The organism is Spiroplasma endosymbiont of Polydrusus cervinus (assembly GCF_964019755.1).
Lineage (GTDB): Bacteria > Bacillota_I > Bacilli_A > Mycoplasmatales > Mycoplasmataceae > Spiroplasma.
Genome location: NZ_OZ026469.1, coordinates 1,016,385 through 1,033,777 on the forward strand (window position 1 = coordinate 1,016,385; position 17,393 = coordinate 1,033,777).

The window sequence follows — 17,393 nt, forward strand, 5'->3', positions numbered from 1 at the left end:
ATAATGCTTAATCATTTTACTTATTTATTAGAAACGTCTTATTGGTTATTACAAAATAGTAGTATTGGTAATAAATATCCCTTTGCTAAAAAGTTTGAATTAGTAAGTGAAATTAATCAAATTGGGACACGATATAGTGGTAAGACTATATCAAATATTAAAATGTTTGGTGAATTATTAAAAATTAGTTTATTAATTAGAGAACCAATTTGTATAATTGCTAGTATGTATTGGAGTAAAGATTTAAAAGATAGTGTCTTTCAAAATATATGAAATATGTTAGATGAAAATAATATACCTTATAGTATTAATTTATCAAATTTTACTTTTACTTTATCAAATGGTAGCAAAATATATTGTAAAGGTTTACATTCACCAAGTCGAAAAGAAAAATTAAAAGCATTTGCTGATTTGAATAAATATAAATTAGTAATTGATTGAAGAGAAGAATGTGACCAATTTCAACAAAAAGATTTAAGTGATTTAGAATTTGCTATTCGTGGTTATAAAAATAAAATAACAATTAATACGTGTAATCCTGAAAGTTTAAAAAGATATATTGTTGGCTATTGTAATGAATTATTAGCTTTTAATGAAGAAATAATGCGTAGTAAATATGAACAAATTAAATATATTGAAAAATGAAATATGAAAATTATTATTCATTATTCTAGTTGAAGACTTAATTATAAATTACCACAAGATAAAGTTAATGAACAATTAAGATTAGAACAATTAGATATTGAAAGAGCAAGAGTATGGAGTTGAGGATTGCCCGGTAATACTAGTGGTTCAATTTTTGCAAGATATATTGATATTATGCAAGCAACAGATATTATTCAACCAACGAAATTATTAGGTGGTGTTGATATTGCTAATGCTACTAGTCTAAAAGGACACACTACTGCCGCTAGTTTTTGACTATATAATTCATTTGATAAAAAAGCATATAAAGTCACAGAATATACTCATTCAAATGCTACACAGCAATTTAAAACTGAATTAGAACAGGTAAAATATATTTTAGAGTTTTATAATAATCAATTAAATCAATATTTTAATTTAATACAACAAGGTATATCAATAAATGTTGATGATAGTGCTTATTCAACATTACAAAGTTTAAATCGAGAAAAATATAATTATTCTTTTGGTCAATATATGACATTTAAACCAGCACAAAAACAAAAATTTAAAATACGACATCGTATTGAGGAATTTACAATGTTAATAAATACAAACCAATTAAAATGATTATGAGAAAAATGTCCTGTAAGTAAAACACAATATGAATTAATTCAATGAGAAGATAAGTCAGATGCCAGAGAAGAAAGAATGTTAGATTTATATGATGATACATTTGATAGTGATTTTTATGCTTTACACTTTGAATTAATACCAATGGTTAAACATAATAGTTCAGCAGATTATAAATTATGACAACAAAGGGAGTGAATGACTTAATGAAAAAATATATTTATGTAATACATGATGAGCGTGTATTAAATGCAAAAAGACCTTATATGTCTGTTTGTGGACAAGTTAAAAAAAGACTTTGTCAAGAATTAAAAAAAGATAATATCGCAATATGTAAATTAAGTTTATATAACGAATATATTAAAAAATATCAAAAAATTAAAGTATGTGTACAAGTTTTAGCAAATGAGCCAAATTTATTAACAGTAAATATTATTAATTATGCACTTATCTTAAAATTAAAGAAGCAAAATAATCATGAATAATACTTTCCCCAGTTTACCAAACTTAAATGATATTAATAGTGTTTTAAAATTTTATAACTATGATTGAACAATTAATTTAGCAAATATTATTGCTCGCCATCAAATGCGATTAATAAATGGTAAAGATATTTTATTTAAATCGCATCGTAAAGACATTTTAGAAAAATTAAACTGATGATATGAAACTTATAAAATAAAAGAAAAATTAGATAAAAATGAATTAACAGCAAGTTTAATGGGTAAAACTATTTTTGGTTTATTAGAAACTAGTGATGGAAATATTGATTTATGAATTAACCCTTTTAACTTTACATCTCGTGTAAGTAAAATAAACGAAATTGAACAAGATGCTGATATTTGATTAAATTATCACCAATCAGACAGTGAATTTATTTTAAATTTAATTTGTACCAAAGATAAAATAGTTATTAAAGGTTGGCCAAAAAATAACGAAATAGTTGTTGGACAAAGCAAAACACAAATTGAAGATAATGTTAGACCTGTATTAATACAAGAATTTAAAAACAAATTAGGTATTGTACCTTTTTGAGAAATGATTAATGAGCCCAATCCATTATTCTTATCAACATCAACTACTTTAAATCCTTGACCTACTATGACAAATTGTTATAAATTACAATTTGATTTAGAAGATAGTTTTAATATTAAATCAAAAGAAAGATAAGCAAATCGTACCCATTGATATGGTCAATTAGATGAAAGTTTAATGAATGCCTATAACAACGGTAATAAAAAAGCATTACAAGATGTATTTGATGATATTTTTGTTCAATCAAGTTCATCAACAGTAGATGGTCAATTATCACAATCTTTACAAGTAGTACAAGGGACACCAACCTTAGAAACATATACAGAAGACCAAAAATTAATTATTGAACAAGTATATTTAGCCTGTCATTTTTCTAGTCCATTTGGGGATAAATCAGATAATGACCAAAATAAAACACAATCATTATTAACTAAAACAAAAGATTTAGAAAAACAAGCATATTTACAGGCATATCGTAAACAATATTATACAAAAATGTTTGATGTTGTTTTAAAATATTACGGTTTATGAGATGGGAATGGTGAACGCCCTTATGGGTTTGATTTTGTTAGTGCTAGTTTAGTAGACCAAATGCGACAAAATGAATTAATTACTACTAGATTAGATAATCGCACAATGGAGCCAATAAGAGCAATAACTGAATATGATAATGTTGATGAATTAGAAGCAACTAAATATTATGAAAAAATTGAAAAATACTGAGAAAAAATAGACACAAAAGAAATCGAACATAATAATAAATTAATGGAATATGATGAAACTAGTAATAATCAAAATGCCTTACAAGGTAGAACAGAAATAAAGGAGAATTAACAAATGAGTAGAATTAACCCAGGGGTTATAGAAGAATTAAGAAGACAAGCCCACGATACTTTAATAGATATCAGAGAAAACATAAAAGATAACAGACATTGAATGGTATTTCCATTTAATGTTTATAGTTCATATATACCTGATACTGAAACAGGTTGAAAACCTAATAATGCAAAGCCAAGTGATTATGGTAGTTATTCAAGAATATTTGATAATATGGAAAGCACTATTGCTCAATGACAAGATAGTTTAAAAATAGTTCAAAAAGATAAAGGTGAAGAAATTAATATCTTAACGATTGATGATTTTAGTAAACAACCAATTAATTCAACAATATGAGCCAATAACGAAACACCTTTTGCAATAAAATTAAAAGATGAAAATAGCAATGTTTATTGAAAATTAATTGATGGTGAAAACATTTATGATATTAATAGAATGTTAGAATACTTAAAGCAATATAAATTAAGTTATTTTATTAATAATGATAATAAAGCCGATAACTTTTATACAAAAGAGGTTAAAGTTGGTAAATATTGAGATGTTTATATGATTGATGATAGAAGTTCAATTCAATTTGGTGAAGCAAAGTTTGAACAAGTATTTACTCAACAATCAACTGAAAGACAATATACTTTATTAATTTTAGATGAAGATGTAAATAAATTAAATATTAATGATTATTATAATTTTTATACTGTATTTAATGACCGTGGATTAAATATTGGTGGTGGTAATATTAATTCTGCACCTCAAGATAGACAGTGATTATATCCCTCAAATGTTATTAATTATTATTCGCCTTATGATGGTAGTTTTTTATGACAAGAAATTACTTTTTCAAGTATTAATGACAAAATTAGTAATAGTGGTTTATCTGTTAGACAATTTATTCAAACAAGTGCCCCGGGCGAGGGTTATTGTTTTCCTAAAATAACTTATGATGAAAAGACAAATACATCAACTATTGAATTAGATGATATGTTATTAAAAGATCCTGGTGTTAGGGCAATGGCAGTTAAATTTTATGGTAATCCGATCTTTTTTGATATGCCTGTTATTGGGCGACCAATTATTAAAGGTCAATTTAATCAAAAAGTAATGAATTCACACGATTTATTAATGTATAACATGTATCCTTGTCCACCCGATAAAATAAACACTTATGTTTCACCAGAAGTAAGTTGATATAACATTCAAGGTATTCAACCAACAATGATAACTGGTTATGAAAGTTGAAAAAAAGATATGGAAAGTAGGTATGACTTTTGAAAACAAAAAAATAGTGAGGGTATTGTTATAACAGATCCCGCTACTACATCAGTAACTAATCCTACTGTTGGTAGATATGTTAATGAAGAATATAATAATTCTGAATTTTACTGGTCTAAATATTGAAAAATAACACCACCAAACAAAATAAAAACAAACGGTGGTACAGTTGATAATATAATTAGTACCCAAGCATCATCATATTTTAGAAGAAAAGATGAATTTGGTAATACTGTTGGTAGTGTTCAAATTGAATATAATAAAATGGGTGCATGTAATGTTTGAGATATTTTAAATATGAATAATTTTATTAATCGTCAAATTACAATATTACCTTTAAACTATACACAAAAATTAGTTTTTAATCCTTTTACGATACCTGGTGGGATTGGTAAATTTTTAAACTTTATTTCTTTTGGTATTCCCTGGGGTTGAGTAATTAATCAAAATGAAAAATCATGACCTAATTTTCAATGACTTAATGGTTTTATGAGTGCTAATGTTTATAGTTTTTATAATGATGCTTTTTGAAATGGTGAGGCAAAAGGTAATGGTTATTTACCATTTGAAATATTTAGAGAACAAGGGAATGATAAAGTTGGTGCTATTTTTGGTGCAAATGCTACTAGTTTTGGTTTTAATACTTTATTAACAGATAAAATACAAGGTACTATTTTAACTAAAGATGGTTCACCAACAAGTGAATTAGTATATTCAACATATAATTTAAAACAATTAAATCAAAAAACTAATCGAGTTTATTTAATTAATGAATGTACAAGAGCAGTAGATGCTCAAACACCAGTTAGTGGTAGTGAAGAAGATAATGATTGTGAATTCTTACAAACACCTGATGGAACAAATTATAGTTATATTATTGATATGTTTTCAATACAAGCATTATATAAAGGCAATTTTTAAATTATCTTTTATGCTTATAACCCATATACAAATAATGAAGAAGATTATTTACGATTATCAGTATGGAGTTTCAGAGGTAAAACAAAAAGTACCTTAAATAATTATTTACGCGATATGACAACTAATTATAAAACTAGTTTCTTATTACCACATGATTATGAAATACCAACCTTTAATTATCCACAATATGTTTTGCCACCAAAACCATCAAATCAAAGTAATTGAAAATTAATTGATAAAAATAATTCAATTAATAATGATAAATTTGATAATGAATTTAGTAAAGAAAATGATAAATGATATCTATTTAATAATAAAAATGATTTATATCTTAATTATTTAGTAAAAAATAACGGTAATATAAAAAGGTTCAAAAATAATATTTGAACTCTTAATACATATAATAATGATTATGCATATTTTAACACAGCAAATATAAAATCAATTTATCGATAAGATAGTAACGGTAAGCCTGAAAAATCAACAATAAACAAAGATACTGGTGAAGTTATTGATTGAAAATAAACAAAAGAAACCAAATTGGTTTCTTTTACTTTACTTAATAACGCAAAAAAATCTAATTAATTAGGTTTTTTAATAATTTTGTTTAATTTATTTATTTATTTTTATTTATAATTTTTATAAAAAAATTGATTTTATTAGATTTTTAATGTCAGCAAATATTTTATACAAAATTAAAATAATCTTATATAAATTAATTTTCTAATTTAAAATAGTATAATTATTAATTAATAATTTCAAAATTAAAAATATTCTTGTATAATACAAAAATAGAATATAAAAAAATTATTAATTGATTTTATTGAATTATATTATAAATTTTAGTAATAAGAAAATTATTTTTTTTGTTTATTTTCAATCAATAACTTCACCAGTATCTTTGTTTATTGTTGATTTTTCAGGCTTACCGTTACTATCTCATCGATAAATTGATTTTATATTTGCTGTGTTAAAATATGCATAATCATTATTATATGTATTAAGAGTTCAAATATTATTTTTGAACCTTTTTATATTACCGTTATTTTTTACTAAATAATTAAGATATAAATCATTTTTATTATTAAATAGATATCATTTATCATTTTCTTCACTAAATTCATTATCAAATTTATCATTATTAATTGAATTATTTTTATCAATTAATTTTCAATTACCATTCTCTGGTGGTAGTTCTGGTTTAAAATTAGGTTCTTTTTTGCTATCTTTTTTATTTTCTCCGTTAGTAACTTTATCACAAGAAACTAAACTTGTTGTGCTTGTTCCAATTAAAGTGATTGCTGCTAAAATACTTAATATTTTTTTCATATTTATCCTTTCTTTTTTATATAGTTGTGTTTGATAATTTAATTAAAAATGAAAATAAAATTTGCTTATTTTCATTTATTTATGTTTAATAATTGTTTTAATTTACTTATTACTATTAAATTAATTATTTCTAATATCAATATTAATTTGTGTTTCATATGAATTTTGTTTTTTTTCAGTATTTTCTATTGTTTTATTTATACTTTTTAAAAATTGATCTTGGTCTAATGAAACATATTTAACAGGAATTTTTTTAAATTCCTTTCTACAAATCTCTAGTGCTGTCTTAAGTTTATTAATTTGAATTTTATTTTTATTTATTATAGATCTTAAATCTTTATATATATAAACTCCTGAACTTACAAGACTTGTTCCAAAATACACATTATCATTATCATCTACAGTTATTGATCTTGACACAGGTATTTTAGTTATTTTTGTTATATTATTTTTTTCTTGATTAAATATAAAACCACCTGCTTTATTATCGTTATTTTCTCCTCAAACTGAAAAATAAATTTTATTATTTGAATTAACTGAAATTGAAATAACACTTCCATTACAACTAATATGTTTAATAATTTTTAAATCTTTTAATATATAAATATTATTGGTTCCACCGATATAAACAGAATTATCTTTATTATTAAATCATATAAATCATACACCTTGCGCAGGAATATCAAGCGACAGAGCAATTGTTTCACCCTTTTTAATAATAAACACACTTTATTAGCACTTAAAAAACCTAAATACAAATTATCATCTCTATCAATTGCTCGGGCAACAATATCAATATTAACATTATTATATCTTGTTAATACATTATTTTCCCATTTAAATAACCCTCTTGAATAAATAGAAAAATAACAAACGTTGTTGATATCTGTAACAACTCAACGAACACTTCCTTCTGTTCCATCAATTTTTGTTGCATTTTGTTCATTTGATTTTAATAAATAAAATCCTTTATCTGTAGCAAAATACATATCATTATTAATTTTATTAAAAGTAATTGACCAAACATTTGTATTTGGTATTCCATCAATTTTTGTTATATTATTTTCTTTTAAATTATAAACAAATGCCCCGGCATTTACAGTTCCTAAATAAAGTTCATCATAATTTTTTTCATTAAAACATACAAAATAAATATTATAACCCAATAATTTTTCTATTTTTTCAATATAAAAATCATCGTCAATACTTTTTTTGCTTCTTTTTAAATTTCCTAAATTATTTTTTTGTAAAGAATTAATTTTACTATTTTCTAGATTAATTTTTTCTTCTTTTTGATAAGGACTAGCAGCAATTGTTGTTGGTACAGCAGTTCCACTAATAGTTAATACACTTAATAAACTAAGTAATTTTTTCATACTTGTTTTTCTCCGTTTCTTAATCTCTAAACTTTTTATCAAGATTTAATTTCATTATATATATATATATATATATATATATACAAACAAAATTATCACTTATTTTAATAAATTTATCTTTCCAAATAATTCCTATTACGTTTTTTAACCGCTAAATTAATAATAAAATATATTAAGTTTAGTATTAGTTTATAAAAAGTATTGTATTTATAAACTATTGATATATAATTAATTTATAGGTTTAATCTTTTTCCGTAAAAAAGAGTTACGCTGACTTGTTAATCTGACAAGGATAAAAAAAGAGGAGTTTATAAAAATGGCACTTACAAAAGAACAATTAATCGAACAAGGTTTAAGTGAAGAGATTGCAGAAAATATCTTAAATCAGTTTAATAATGAAGCAAAGCAAATTAGAGAAAGTGTGCAAAAACGCGAAGATGTTATTTCAAAAGAAGACTTTATTAAATTATCTACTGAATTAGATGAATTAAAGGCTTTTAAAGATGTTCCATCTACTAAAATTGAAGATATTAAAACTAATTTAGATAAAGTTAGTGGTAATTCTTTATCTGAAAAAATGCAAACTTTAAAAGAATTAAAACCTGATTTGTTTGTGCAAGAACAACCATCAGTTTCACCAACTAATTTTATTAAAGAAATGATTGAAAATTCGGTTGAAAATAAGAATGATGAAATTGAAACTATTAAAGAAAAAGGAGCATATACTCCGGAAGAAATTAAAAAATTAACTGATTATACACTTAAAAACCTTAGATAATAAGGAGTGAATATTATGGCAACAATTAATTTGCCACAAGTACCTTTTACATTACAAGGTAATACAACAGGCCAAAAAGCGTATGTTGATATGGTTAATGCTTTATTGCGCGGACCTTTATATAATGAATATGCAAGCATTATGCAATATGCAACAGCAACAGCCGAACAAGTTGCTTGACTGCCTAATGCAGGACAAGCATTATATAATTTAACTCATCGTGTGGTATGACAAGATGATTATGCATTACCAAATGGTGGAGCAACTCAAACTATGGGATTAACAAGAATTCCAGTTCCGATTGATAAAAGATTTAATTTAAAATTAATGAATGAGGCTTTTGATTTAGCATTAATAGAACAAAATATTAAAAATGGTGTTATTGCTAACGCTATTTCTAGTGTTGTCCAGAATAAATTTGTTAATTTAGAATGTGAATTAATTCAGGCTATTTATGATTATTGTTTAGCAGATGATCAATATGAAGTAATTCCATTTCGTAGTTATACAGCAGAAAAAGCAGATGACGCAAATAAAGCATTCTTTACATTAAATGAAACTTTAATTGAATTAACTAATCAAATTAGTAATCTATATTTTGGTTTGCCAACCGATAAAATGTTTATGGTTTTAGGACGAAGAGCCTATTTAGGATTAACACCGGCTTATTTAAAAGTAATTGGTTCACAAGCTCAATTAAAAGCAATGGTTAATGGTGAATTATATGAAAATACCGCAATGGGTATTCCGGTATCAAAAAGTTTTCATTTAGAAAAAACATATACAAAAGGACAAGTTAACCGAGATAAAGGTTATAATTTTACTAATATAAATGGTTTACTTATTAATAAACACGTATGAGCATATCCAATTAATATGGATACTATTCAACAAGTTTTAGATAATGATACTGCTAACCCTAAATGAATTGGTAAAGTACAATATGCAACACCAACTATTTTATATCCAAAAACATGTAAAATTATTTTAGAAAAAGCACCTACACAAGAAGAAATTAATCAAGCAATTAATAACTTAAATAAAACTTATCGTGTTCCTATTGATTATATTAGAACAATAATTACACAACATAATTTAGGAAAAATTATAATGTCAGGAGAAACTCCTAGTGTTTCTGAATTAGAAACAGCAATTAAAGCAAAAAACATTAATTATCAAAATGGTGATGCAATATTTACTAATATAACAGCTACTGGTGCATTAGCAACCGCTAACCCTAATAAATATAGTGAAACCGTTAATTTAACTTATTCAAAATAAGTAATATGTAATTATGAATTTATTAATATTACGAGCTTTAACTTTATTAGCAGAAAATTTAGGAAATAAATATTTAATAAATAAGTTTGTTAATTTAATTAATAAGGTTAATAAGTTTGCTTCATATTATGCTAATTCTTTTCAAAAGATTACAAATAAAGTTGAAGATATTTATCAATGATTAAATCCGTTTACTTATTTAAATTTAATTAAAAAAGGTCATAAAAAAGAAATTCAACAAATATTAAGTAAATTAGAAAAAGATAACAATATTAAAAATAGAGAACAATTTAAAAAAGAAAATTATCTAAACACTAATTGACAACCTTTAAATAGTAGTTGGCTTAATAGTGGTATGTTTAATATAACAAATAAGTTAACTTTAACAGGCAATTTAACTATTTTAATATATACAAAAACAGCAAAACACCCGAATTTTTATGGTCCATATGTTTATCCTAGTGTTCCAGTTGAAATTTGAAAATTATTAAGTAATGCAGCATCTAATGCTGGAACTTTATTTTGGCGTTATTGATTAAGAAAATGATTACCTAGTCATTTAAGAGATTATATTAAAAAACGATTACCACAAGAATTAAAAGAAAAATATCCAAAAGGAAATATCAAATTAACATTACCACATATTCAAAAATTACAACAAATTAAAAGGTTTATTAATAATTTAAAGATTGGACACTTTAATTTTAATTTTGCTGGTGAAATTAATAATAAAAAATGGTATCGAGAGCGAAAAAGCGATGTTAAAAATATTAAGAATTTATATAAAACACCAGTTAAAAGTATGTTTTATAAAACTAATCAAACTATTAAAAAAATTAAAAAAGTACAAAGAAAAGTTAATAGTTATAAACTATCTAATTTAAGAAATAAATATCGAAATCAATTAAGGGGTGTTTTATATGGAAAATAATTTAAGTAATTTGTTATTTATAACAGTTGAAGGTGTTAAAGCAAGTAAACTTTGACAACCTATTAATGATCGTAAGCAATCTGCTTATAATGATAATTTAATTTATAATGCTATTTTAAAAACTAGTTTATGAATGGATAGATTATCAGGTGGCACAATTTCAGATAAGATTAATAAAAAAGATTTATTTCCCTGAGTGAAAAAAGATAATACTGGTTTAATTGAATATGATAAATGATTAAGTTATATTCAATCTGCTTGTTTATTAGCAGTTATGAATTGATATTTACCAAAAGGAGTTAATGATTTAACTGGTAGTGCTTCATTTTCGCAAGGTGGAGTTGCTTATTCACAAACTAATGACCCCGAAGCAAATGAAAATATTACTAGAGATGTTAAAAATGCTTTAAAATTAGCTGGTGAAATAATTGATATTATATCTAGTAAAACGGTTGATAGACCATATAATTATCATTTAGGGAATTATGCTCATCCTTGAGAAGAAGAATATAAATATATTACGAAAAAAACATTTTATGAAACTTTATTATTTTATTTAAAAGAACGAGTACAAACCGATAATACTATTAATATTACTCATCCAGAAATTATTGATTATAGCAAAATTGATTATAACGAATATATTAAGCTTATTGTTCCGTTTGATAAGATACTATTTATTATGATAACGGGGTTTGAAAATCCCAAAAAAGTTCTGATATTAAGATTGATAATAAAACTATCATTAAAAATGATAATGATGAAATTGTAGTTTCAGATTTTAAACAAGATAAATTAATAAGCGGATCAAATATTAAAACTATTAATGGTAATTCACTACTAGATAGTGGTGATATTTCTATTAATGGTAATGATTGAGAATTAATTAATTATACAAAAGCAAACGAAAAATTAACATTTAAAATTCCAGATTATGATTTAACAAAATATTATTATAAAATATCAATTTCAATAACAGATTATGCATCTGCTAATAAATTTGTAACATATTATTTTGAAACAATATCACAAAAATCAATATTTACATTTTTAGCAGATAATTCTTATAAAAGAATAACAATTAACCAAAATGGTTCAATTTCAAATGATACAAATAATATTGTTATTAAATATTTAACAATTAAAAGAAAAAAAATAAATTAGAAAGGATTTTAATTAATGAAACAAGATAAAACAACTTGATTAAAGGGTGCATTACCTTGAAATTGATTTAAAAAAGACCCTATTCCAACTTATAATTGAACTCATAAAGATATTAGAGAATGAGAAAGAAAATATAAAATTCGTAGCTGAGTAGTTAGTTTTTATACTTTAATATTTTTAGCATTAAATTGTTGATTAGAATATGGAATGATTGATGCAATTAAAGGTAAAATTGATTGATATAATTATGGTCAATATTGAGGTAATGGAATCGCTATTTTATTAACACCTTTATTTACCCATGGAATTCAAGGAATATTTGTTGCTAGTAGTAAACCAAAAGTAGATATGAAAATTGATATTCCACGATTAAAAATATCTAAAATGGGATTAGTATTTACAATTTTACCTTTAATTACTTTAATAATTTCTTTAATTATTATTTGAATTGATAAATAAAAATGAAAAAAAGACCATTTAAGATATTGTTTAGATTGTCGGATTAATCCGCGTGTTATTCAACCACGAATAGCAAAACAGTGAAATAATTTAGATGGTATAACAGAAGAAATATTTAAAAATATACAAGATGAAAATATTAAAAAACAAAAGCAAGAAAATAATAAAAAATTAAATATAAATAATAATTATGAAACCAATAATTAAATTTTATTAAAATAGACTATATATAGGGGTGGTAGATATTTTTGGGTGGTTATATATAGCTTAATTTATAAATTATTTTGTTCCGAAAGAATAGATGGCCACTGTTTGAGTAAGAATAAGAAAGGAAATATAAAAATGGAAATTAGTAATGAATTAGTAATTACTTTACTTGTATTAGCTGGTGCTGGTGGAATGGATAGTCTTGGGATTCTAGGCTTATCTGCTAAAAAAGTTAAAAAATATAAAGCAGAAATTAGAGAATTAAAAACTGCTGTTATTGCCCACGAAAAACATTTACGAGGGCCCGATTATGCAACAGAATTAGCCCTTAAAACAGGTCAAATTAAAAACGTTAAAAAACAAGTTAAAGTAAACGACAAAAAACAAGCACAAAAAGATTCTATTAAAAAATTAACAAATAGTATTTAAAAAAAATAACCAATTAAGGTTATTTTTTATTTTTCTTTGTTGTGACTTATATAAAAATTAATAAGATATTCTATTCGTTGAGAATAGGTATCAAAGTTAGATAATTGATTTCAAACTTTTTCTTCATTTTTATTTAAGTAAATATTAACATTTCGAATTTTACAAGAATAATATTTTCCTGTTTTTTGATTATATGATTCTTTCATAATATTAACCTTTATAATTAGCAATAATAATTGCATCTCTTAAATGATGAGATATTTTCTCATTATTATAAAATCAACCTTTACCATATTGATAAGTTAAATTATTATCTTTATCAAATTTTCATATACAACTGTCATTATATTTACTTAAATTTTCCATATTTTTAACAATTGATTTAGTATGTTTTGGTGATACTCAATTAATAATGTTGCGTACTTTTTCTGTATTGTATTTAACTGTTCCAATTACTTTTAATAAATCATCCCTATCTTTACTTGGATTAGCAGATGTATATAAACAATCCTCAATATTAATAATTGCATCTTGTATTAATTTATATAAAATATTATCAGTTTGTTTAATTCAATCATAATGTATATATTCCATTTTATCTATTAATTTATTGTCTTCATAAACAACAATAGCACTGGTACCGGTTCCTGATGGGTCAATACCTATTTTTATCAAGTGGTTCATTGCTCATCATTGTTAACTACTGGTACTACATTAGAAATATCATCTTTTTTAACTATATTATTGTTTGTGTCCGCTATTTCTCTATAAAATGGGGTATTTATATTATTTGATAAGGGTTCGTCACTTATCTGACCCTGATTTTTGGCGACAGTAATATCATTAAAGGGTATATAATCAAAATTACCATCTTCTTTAATTTCTTTTTCATCTAAATCAATGTCAGTAATATCTATACCTAATTCTTGTGCTAATTTACGATATAATTTTGCTTCAACCATTTCTTTTGGTCATTTATTTCAAGGCGAATATTCACTATTTTCACTTGGACTACTATTTTTTAAACGGTTAATGTCTGCTTTTCTTAATAAAATACCTTTTGTTTCGCCAGTTAAACGATTAATTCCAAAAGCATAAGCGCCAATAATATTTTCATATTGACTTGTATTTGTCATAAAATCTATTTCGTGTAATTTTGGTTTTTGTAAATCGGTATCTCATACAAATTTTTCACTTTTATAAATAATTCCTCTTTTTAACATTCAATTTTCTTGTTCCATTCTTTTTTGAAACACACTACTATCAATAATGGTTGTTAATTTATTTTTGAATGGAATAATATTAAAATCTTTTCCAAAAATTAAACCTTTATTACTTAAATTAATAATTCCTAAGGCTGTAATTTTTCCATTATCAGCATTACCAATCAAATTAATATAACTTTGATTATTTTTTAATTTTAGTTCTTGTAAAGCAATTAAATTATCTTGTAAATATTTAGCATTAACATTTAATTCATATGCTTTAATTGCTGTCGCTACTAATTCTTTTATTCCCATTTGATTATTCATAATTATTTCTCTCCTTTATTTATTTTGAATTTAATTCCATTAACACCAATAGTATTAATATCTTTATTGCTATCTCATTGTTCTTTGATTTCATTTTTAACAACTTGTTCATCAACAATTAAATATTTTTTAATAAGATTAATAAGTTCTAATTTATCGGAATTTTGTAAAAAATCATCATTAATACCTAATATTTCAATATCTTTAATTAATAATTTTTCTTTAATAAAATTAATTCCAACTTTTTTTAATTGTTTTGGGTCAAGTGATTTATCAATTTATTCAATTTCTTTCATTACACGAACTTGCTCATCTTCAATTTGATCAATATTCAGACCCATATCTTCACTTAAATTATTTGCTTGTTCTATTAGTTCTTGTTTTTTTAGTTCTTGTTCTTTAAATAATTCATTTTGTTTTTGTATTCGCACTTGATTAATGTTATTTTTAATTTCAATTTTATGATTTTCAATTGATTTTTCAAAATTAATAATATTAGTACGAATTCGATTTAAATCATCTTTGAAAGCTTTTATTAATTCCAATGGTTCTCTAAAAACAAAATCAATTTTACTAATAACACTTGGTATATCTTTTAAGCGTACATCTTCATAATTCGTGGCTACTCAATGATTTCGATGGCGAAGAATAAATTCTGCTAAATCTTGACCGTTATTATCAAATCATTCTTTAATTGGTAATGCTTTTAAACTTAATTCTTTAAAATCATTTCCTTTTAAATAAAATGGATAAGTAATATTTTTAATTTGATTATTTAATGTTAAATCTGCCATTATTAAATTTCCTCCAAATTCATATCCATAATTAAATTATCAATATATTCATAAGCACTTTCTTCTGAATAACATTCTTCTAATGCTATATTAAATAAATCTTCTTCGGTATAAGCTTTGCCATCTTTATCTTTTCACATATTATTCATAATTTATCACCTCGTAATCTGCTTCTTCATCTTCTAAATAATCAGTTATTAAACCTTTAACTTCATCAATTTCATATCATTTTAAATTTAAGTCAAAATCCGTTGACAATAAAACATTACCTACATGTCTTTCTTCATTACCAAATTTAAGATATAAATTTAATTCTCAACTCATATCATAATCACTATCAATTTGTGCATAAATAATATCTTTATTACTAATTTTTAATGCTTTATTATTAATTCATTTTTCATTTAAGTAATCACTAATACAATATGACATTTTCTTATTCCTCCTAATTCTTTTTATTGTTTAATGCTCAATATTCATCAGTAATATCATCCGTTGAAACTGGATATAATCTTAAAATTAATTCATTTAATTTTGTTGTTATTTTTTTATTTAACTTTTTTATAATTACCTCCATTAATTTATTTGTTTTATTTTTTTCTCAATTTGTAATATTTTTCAACCATCTGATGCTAAATCTAAAATATCGTTAATTTTGTAATGTTGCATATAAGAAGCAATAACATCTCATTTATCTTCAAATAAATTTAAGTACATTTTTGCTCATTCTAAACACTGTAAATAATAATGATTTTTATGATGAGAAATACGACAATTAACAGGTTGACAATTCACTCAATCAAATAATATTGTTATTTCATTTCAAGTTTTATTAATATACAAACTTTTATATTCCATTGTTTTTCCTCCTATTTTTAATTCGCTGGCACTCACTCCCACCAAGTGAAAGTGCCAAAGCGATAATTAGTTATATAAGTATTTATCTATTTATTTACTACGCCATCCGCTTCACTGAGGGTGAGCGGTGGCGATAATATATTTAATATTTATTTATTATTAGATAATAGACAGTTGTTTTTTATTGTTTACGCCAGAGAATTCTCTCTTCATCCGCACCATTTCAGGTCAAAACGTTCAGTTTTTAAAATAAATTCACTTGCACCTTGAAGAGCCTAGTGCTGACTTTGTGGTTTTTAAACCGCTGCCATCCTCGATGGGACACAATATCTATCGCAAATTTATTTATAAAGTGACCATCTCTATATTTATTGTCGTTTGATGTTGACCTTGCACTTATCACGACTATCGCTTAGTTTAAATATAACCAGCGCCGATTTACATGTTTCCTCATACAACTATTTCAGTACTTGCCTCGGCTGGCTGTGGGAATGAGCTTAAACTCATGTTCTTATGGAAGCACTTAATTATTTAAAATAACCGTCCCACTATGTATTAAGTTGTTTTATAAAATCAAAGTTTAAAAGAACCAGTTTTATCATCAAAGATAATTTTTGAATTTTCTAGTTTTTGATAAAATCGCTTTTGTTTTTTATCTTTTGTTCGATTTAATAAATCTTTATGTTTTTCACAAGTTCATAAAACTCTATTTGATACAAATTCTTCGGTAATGAATGATATTGATTTATAGCAATTATCAACATCACATATTGTTTGTTGCGTATTAATTTCCATTACTTACTCCTTCCTTTAATATTAAGTTTTTTCATTTATTAGCCAAATTAATTAACTAAAACAGAGAAAGGACAGCATCTTAAAATTGGAGAAAAAAAGGTACACTTTGTAAAAATTTATAAGATATTTAATAAATGTGTA

General features: G+C 24.0%; 23 protein-coding genes. 12 read left to right on the forward strand and 11 right to left on the reverse strand.

Annotated features, from left to right (window positions below):
* The first annotated feature begins 3 nt into the window (after positions 1 to 3).
* The 6 genes from AACK78_RS06450 (at position 4) to AACK78_RS06475 (ending at position 5,775) form a co-directional block, all read left to right on the forward strand.
* The gene (locus tag AACK78_RS06450) at positions 4 to 1,464 is read left to right on the forward strand and encodes a PBSX family phage terminase large subunit (RefSeq protein WP_338955190.1); all 1,461 of its coding nucleotides are present in this window, start codon (positions 4 to 6) and stop codon (positions 1,462 to 1,464) included.
* Entirely contained in the window at positions 1,464 to 1,742 is a 279-nt protein-coding gene (locus tag AACK78_RS06455) for a hypothetical protein (RefSeq protein ID WP_338955191.1), read from the forward strand. The genes AACK78_RS06450 and AACK78_RS06455 overlap by 1 nt, the downstream gene beginning before the upstream one ends.
* On the forward strand, positions 1,735 to 2,427 hold the full coding sequence (locus AACK78_RS06460) for a hypothetical protein (RefSeq protein WP_338955192.1): 693 nt from the start codon (positions 1,735 to 1,737) through the stop codon (positions 2,425 to 2,427). Before AACK78_RS06455 ends, AACK78_RS06460 begins: the two co-directional genes overlap by 8 nt.
* A gap of 42 nt (positions 2,428 to 2,469) precedes the next feature.
* Positions 2,470 to 3,126 (forward strand): hypothetical protein, encoded by a 657-nt coding sequence (locus AACK78_RS06465; RefSeq protein ID WP_338955194.1) that lies wholly within the window; start codon positions 2,470 to 2,472, stop codon positions 3,124 to 3,126.
* Between the two features lie 3 nt (positions 3,127 to 3,129).
* Positions 3,130 to 5,319 (forward strand): hypothetical protein, encoded by a 2,190-nt coding sequence (locus tag AACK78_RS06470; RefSeq protein WP_338955195.1) that lies wholly within the window; start codon positions 3,130 to 3,132, stop codon positions 5,317 to 5,319.
* Positions 5,320 to 5,433: 114 nt separating this feature from the next.
* Positions 5,434 to 5,775 carry a hypothetical protein gene (locus AACK78_RS06475; protein WP_338955196.1) on the forward strand — a complete coding sequence of 114 codons (342 nt, stop codon included), beginning with the start codon at positions 5,434 to 5,436 and terminating at the stop codon, positions 5,773 to 5,775.
* A 414-nt stretch (positions 5,776 to 6,189) separates the two neighbouring features.
* On the opposite strand, the gene AACK78_RS06480 is transcribed toward AACK78_RS06475, so the two are convergent.
* Together AACK78_RS06480 and AACK78_RS06485 are read right to left on the reverse strand one after the other, a co-directional pair.
* A complete protein-coding gene (locus AACK78_RS06480; RefSeq protein ID WP_338955197.1) occupies positions 6,190 to 6,648 on the reverse strand; it encodes a lipoprotein in 459 nt (152 codons plus the stop codon).
* 593 nt (positions 6,649 to 7,241) lie between these two features.
* Complete coding sequence (locus tag AACK78_RS06485) at positions 7,242 to 8,024, reverse strand: hypothetical protein (RefSeq protein ID WP_338955198.1); 783 nt, start codon at positions 8,022 to 8,024, stop codon at positions 7,242 to 7,244.
* Positions 8,025 to 8,340: 316 nt separating this feature from the next.
* On the opposite strand from AACK78_RS06485, the gene AACK78_RS06490 reads away from it, so the two are divergent.
* The 6 genes from AACK78_RS06490 to AACK78_RS06515 all read left to right on the forward strand — a co-directional run bounded on the left by AACK78_RS06490 (position 8,341) and on the right by AACK78_RS06515 (position 13,273).
* On the forward strand, positions 8,341 to 8,802 hold the full coding sequence (locus AACK78_RS06490; protein WP_338955199.1) for a hypothetical protein: 462 nt from the start codon (positions 8,341 to 8,343) through the stop codon (positions 8,800 to 8,802).
* A gap of 15 nt (positions 8,803 to 8,817) precedes the next feature.
* Positions 8,818 to 10,083 (forward strand): hypothetical protein, encoded by a 1,266-nt coding sequence (locus tag AACK78_RS06495; protein ID WP_338955200.1) that lies wholly within the window; start codon positions 8,818 to 8,820, stop codon positions 10,081 to 10,083.
* Between the two features lie 13 nt (positions 10,084 to 10,096).
* A complete protein-coding gene (locus AACK78_RS06500; RefSeq protein ID WP_338955201.1) occupies positions 10,097 to 11,014 on the forward strand; it encodes a hypothetical protein in 918 nt (305 codons plus the stop codon).
* On the forward strand, positions 11,004 to 11,786 hold the full coding sequence (locus tag AACK78_RS06505) for a hypothetical protein (protein WP_338955202.1): 783 nt from the start codon (positions 11,004 to 11,006) through the stop codon (positions 11,784 to 11,786). The genes AACK78_RS06500 and AACK78_RS06505 overlap by 11 nt, the downstream gene beginning before the upstream one ends.
* A 407-nt stretch (positions 11,787 to 12,193) precedes the next feature.
* Positions 12,194 to 12,637, forward strand: a complete 444-nt coding sequence (locus AACK78_RS06510) for a hypothetical protein (RefSeq protein WP_338955204.1) — start codon at positions 12,194 to 12,196, stop codon at positions 12,635 to 12,637.
* A 252-nt stretch (positions 12,638 to 12,889) separates the two neighbouring features.
* Positions 12,890 to 13,273 carry a hypothetical protein gene (locus AACK78_RS06515; RefSeq protein WP_338955206.1) on the forward strand — a complete coding sequence of 128 codons (384 nt, stop codon included), beginning with the start codon at positions 12,890 to 12,892 and terminating at the stop codon, positions 13,271 to 13,273.
* Between the two features lie 26 nt (positions 13,274 to 13,299).
* On the opposite strand, the gene AACK78_RS06520 is transcribed toward AACK78_RS06515, so the two are convergent.
* The 9 genes from AACK78_RS06520 to AACK78_RS06560 all read right to left on the reverse strand — a co-directional run bounded on the left by AACK78_RS06520 (position 13,300) and on the right by AACK78_RS06560 (position 17,252).
* Positions 13,300 to 13,479 (reverse strand): hypothetical protein, encoded by a 180-nt coding sequence (locus AACK78_RS06520; RefSeq protein WP_338954394.1) that lies wholly within the window; start codon positions 13,477 to 13,479, stop codon positions 13,300 to 13,302.
* A 4-nt stretch (positions 13,480 to 13,483) separates the two neighbouring features.
* The gene (locus AACK78_RS06525) at positions 13,484 to 13,957 is read right to left on the reverse strand and encodes a hypothetical protein (RefSeq protein ID WP_338955207.1); all 474 of its coding nucleotides are present in this window, start codon (positions 13,955 to 13,957) and stop codon (positions 13,484 to 13,486) included.
* On the reverse strand, positions 13,942 to 14,805 hold the full coding sequence (locus AACK78_RS06530) for a recombinase RecT (RefSeq protein WP_338955209.1): 864 nt from the start codon (positions 14,803 to 14,805) through the stop codon (positions 13,942 to 13,944). The genes AACK78_RS06525 and AACK78_RS06530 overlap by 16 nt, the downstream gene beginning before the upstream one ends.
* 278 nt (positions 14,806 to 15,083) lie before the next feature.
* Positions 15,084 to 15,599, reverse strand: coding sequence for a hypothetical protein (locus tag AACK78_RS06535; protein ID WP_338955211.1), 516 nt, complete (start codon positions 15,597 to 15,599; stop codon positions 15,084 to 15,086).
* 2 nt (positions 15,600 to 15,601) lie between these two features.
* Positions 15,602 to 15,748 (reverse strand): hypothetical protein, encoded by a 147-nt coding sequence (locus tag AACK78_RS06540; RefSeq protein WP_338954404.1) that lies wholly within the window; start codon positions 15,746 to 15,748, stop codon positions 15,602 to 15,604.
* The gene (locus AACK78_RS06545) at positions 15,741 to 16,031 is read right to left on the reverse strand and encodes a hypothetical protein (RefSeq protein WP_338954406.1); all 291 of its coding nucleotides are present in this window, start codon (positions 16,029 to 16,031) and stop codon (positions 15,741 to 15,743) included. Before AACK78_RS06545 ends, AACK78_RS06540 begins: the two co-directional genes overlap by 8 nt.
* 13 nt (positions 16,032 to 16,044) lie before the next feature.
* Positions 16,045 to 16,176, reverse strand: a complete 132-nt coding sequence (locus tag AACK78_RS06550; protein ID WP_338954408.1) for a hypothetical protein — start codon at positions 16,174 to 16,176, stop codon at positions 16,045 to 16,047.
* The gene (locus AACK78_RS06555; protein WP_338955213.1) at positions 16,176 to 16,493 is read right to left on the reverse strand and encodes a hypothetical protein; all 318 of its coding nucleotides are present in this window, start codon (positions 16,491 to 16,493) and stop codon (positions 16,176 to 16,178) included. Before AACK78_RS06555 ends, AACK78_RS06550 begins: the two co-directional genes overlap by 1 nt.
* Positions 16,494 to 17,012: 519 nt before the next feature.
* Positions 17,013 to 17,252 (reverse strand): hypothetical protein, encoded by a 240-nt coding sequence (locus AACK78_RS06560; RefSeq protein ID WP_338955214.1) that lies wholly within the window; start codon positions 17,250 to 17,252, stop codon positions 17,013 to 17,015.
* Positions 17,253 to 17,393 lie beyond the last annotated feature (141 nt).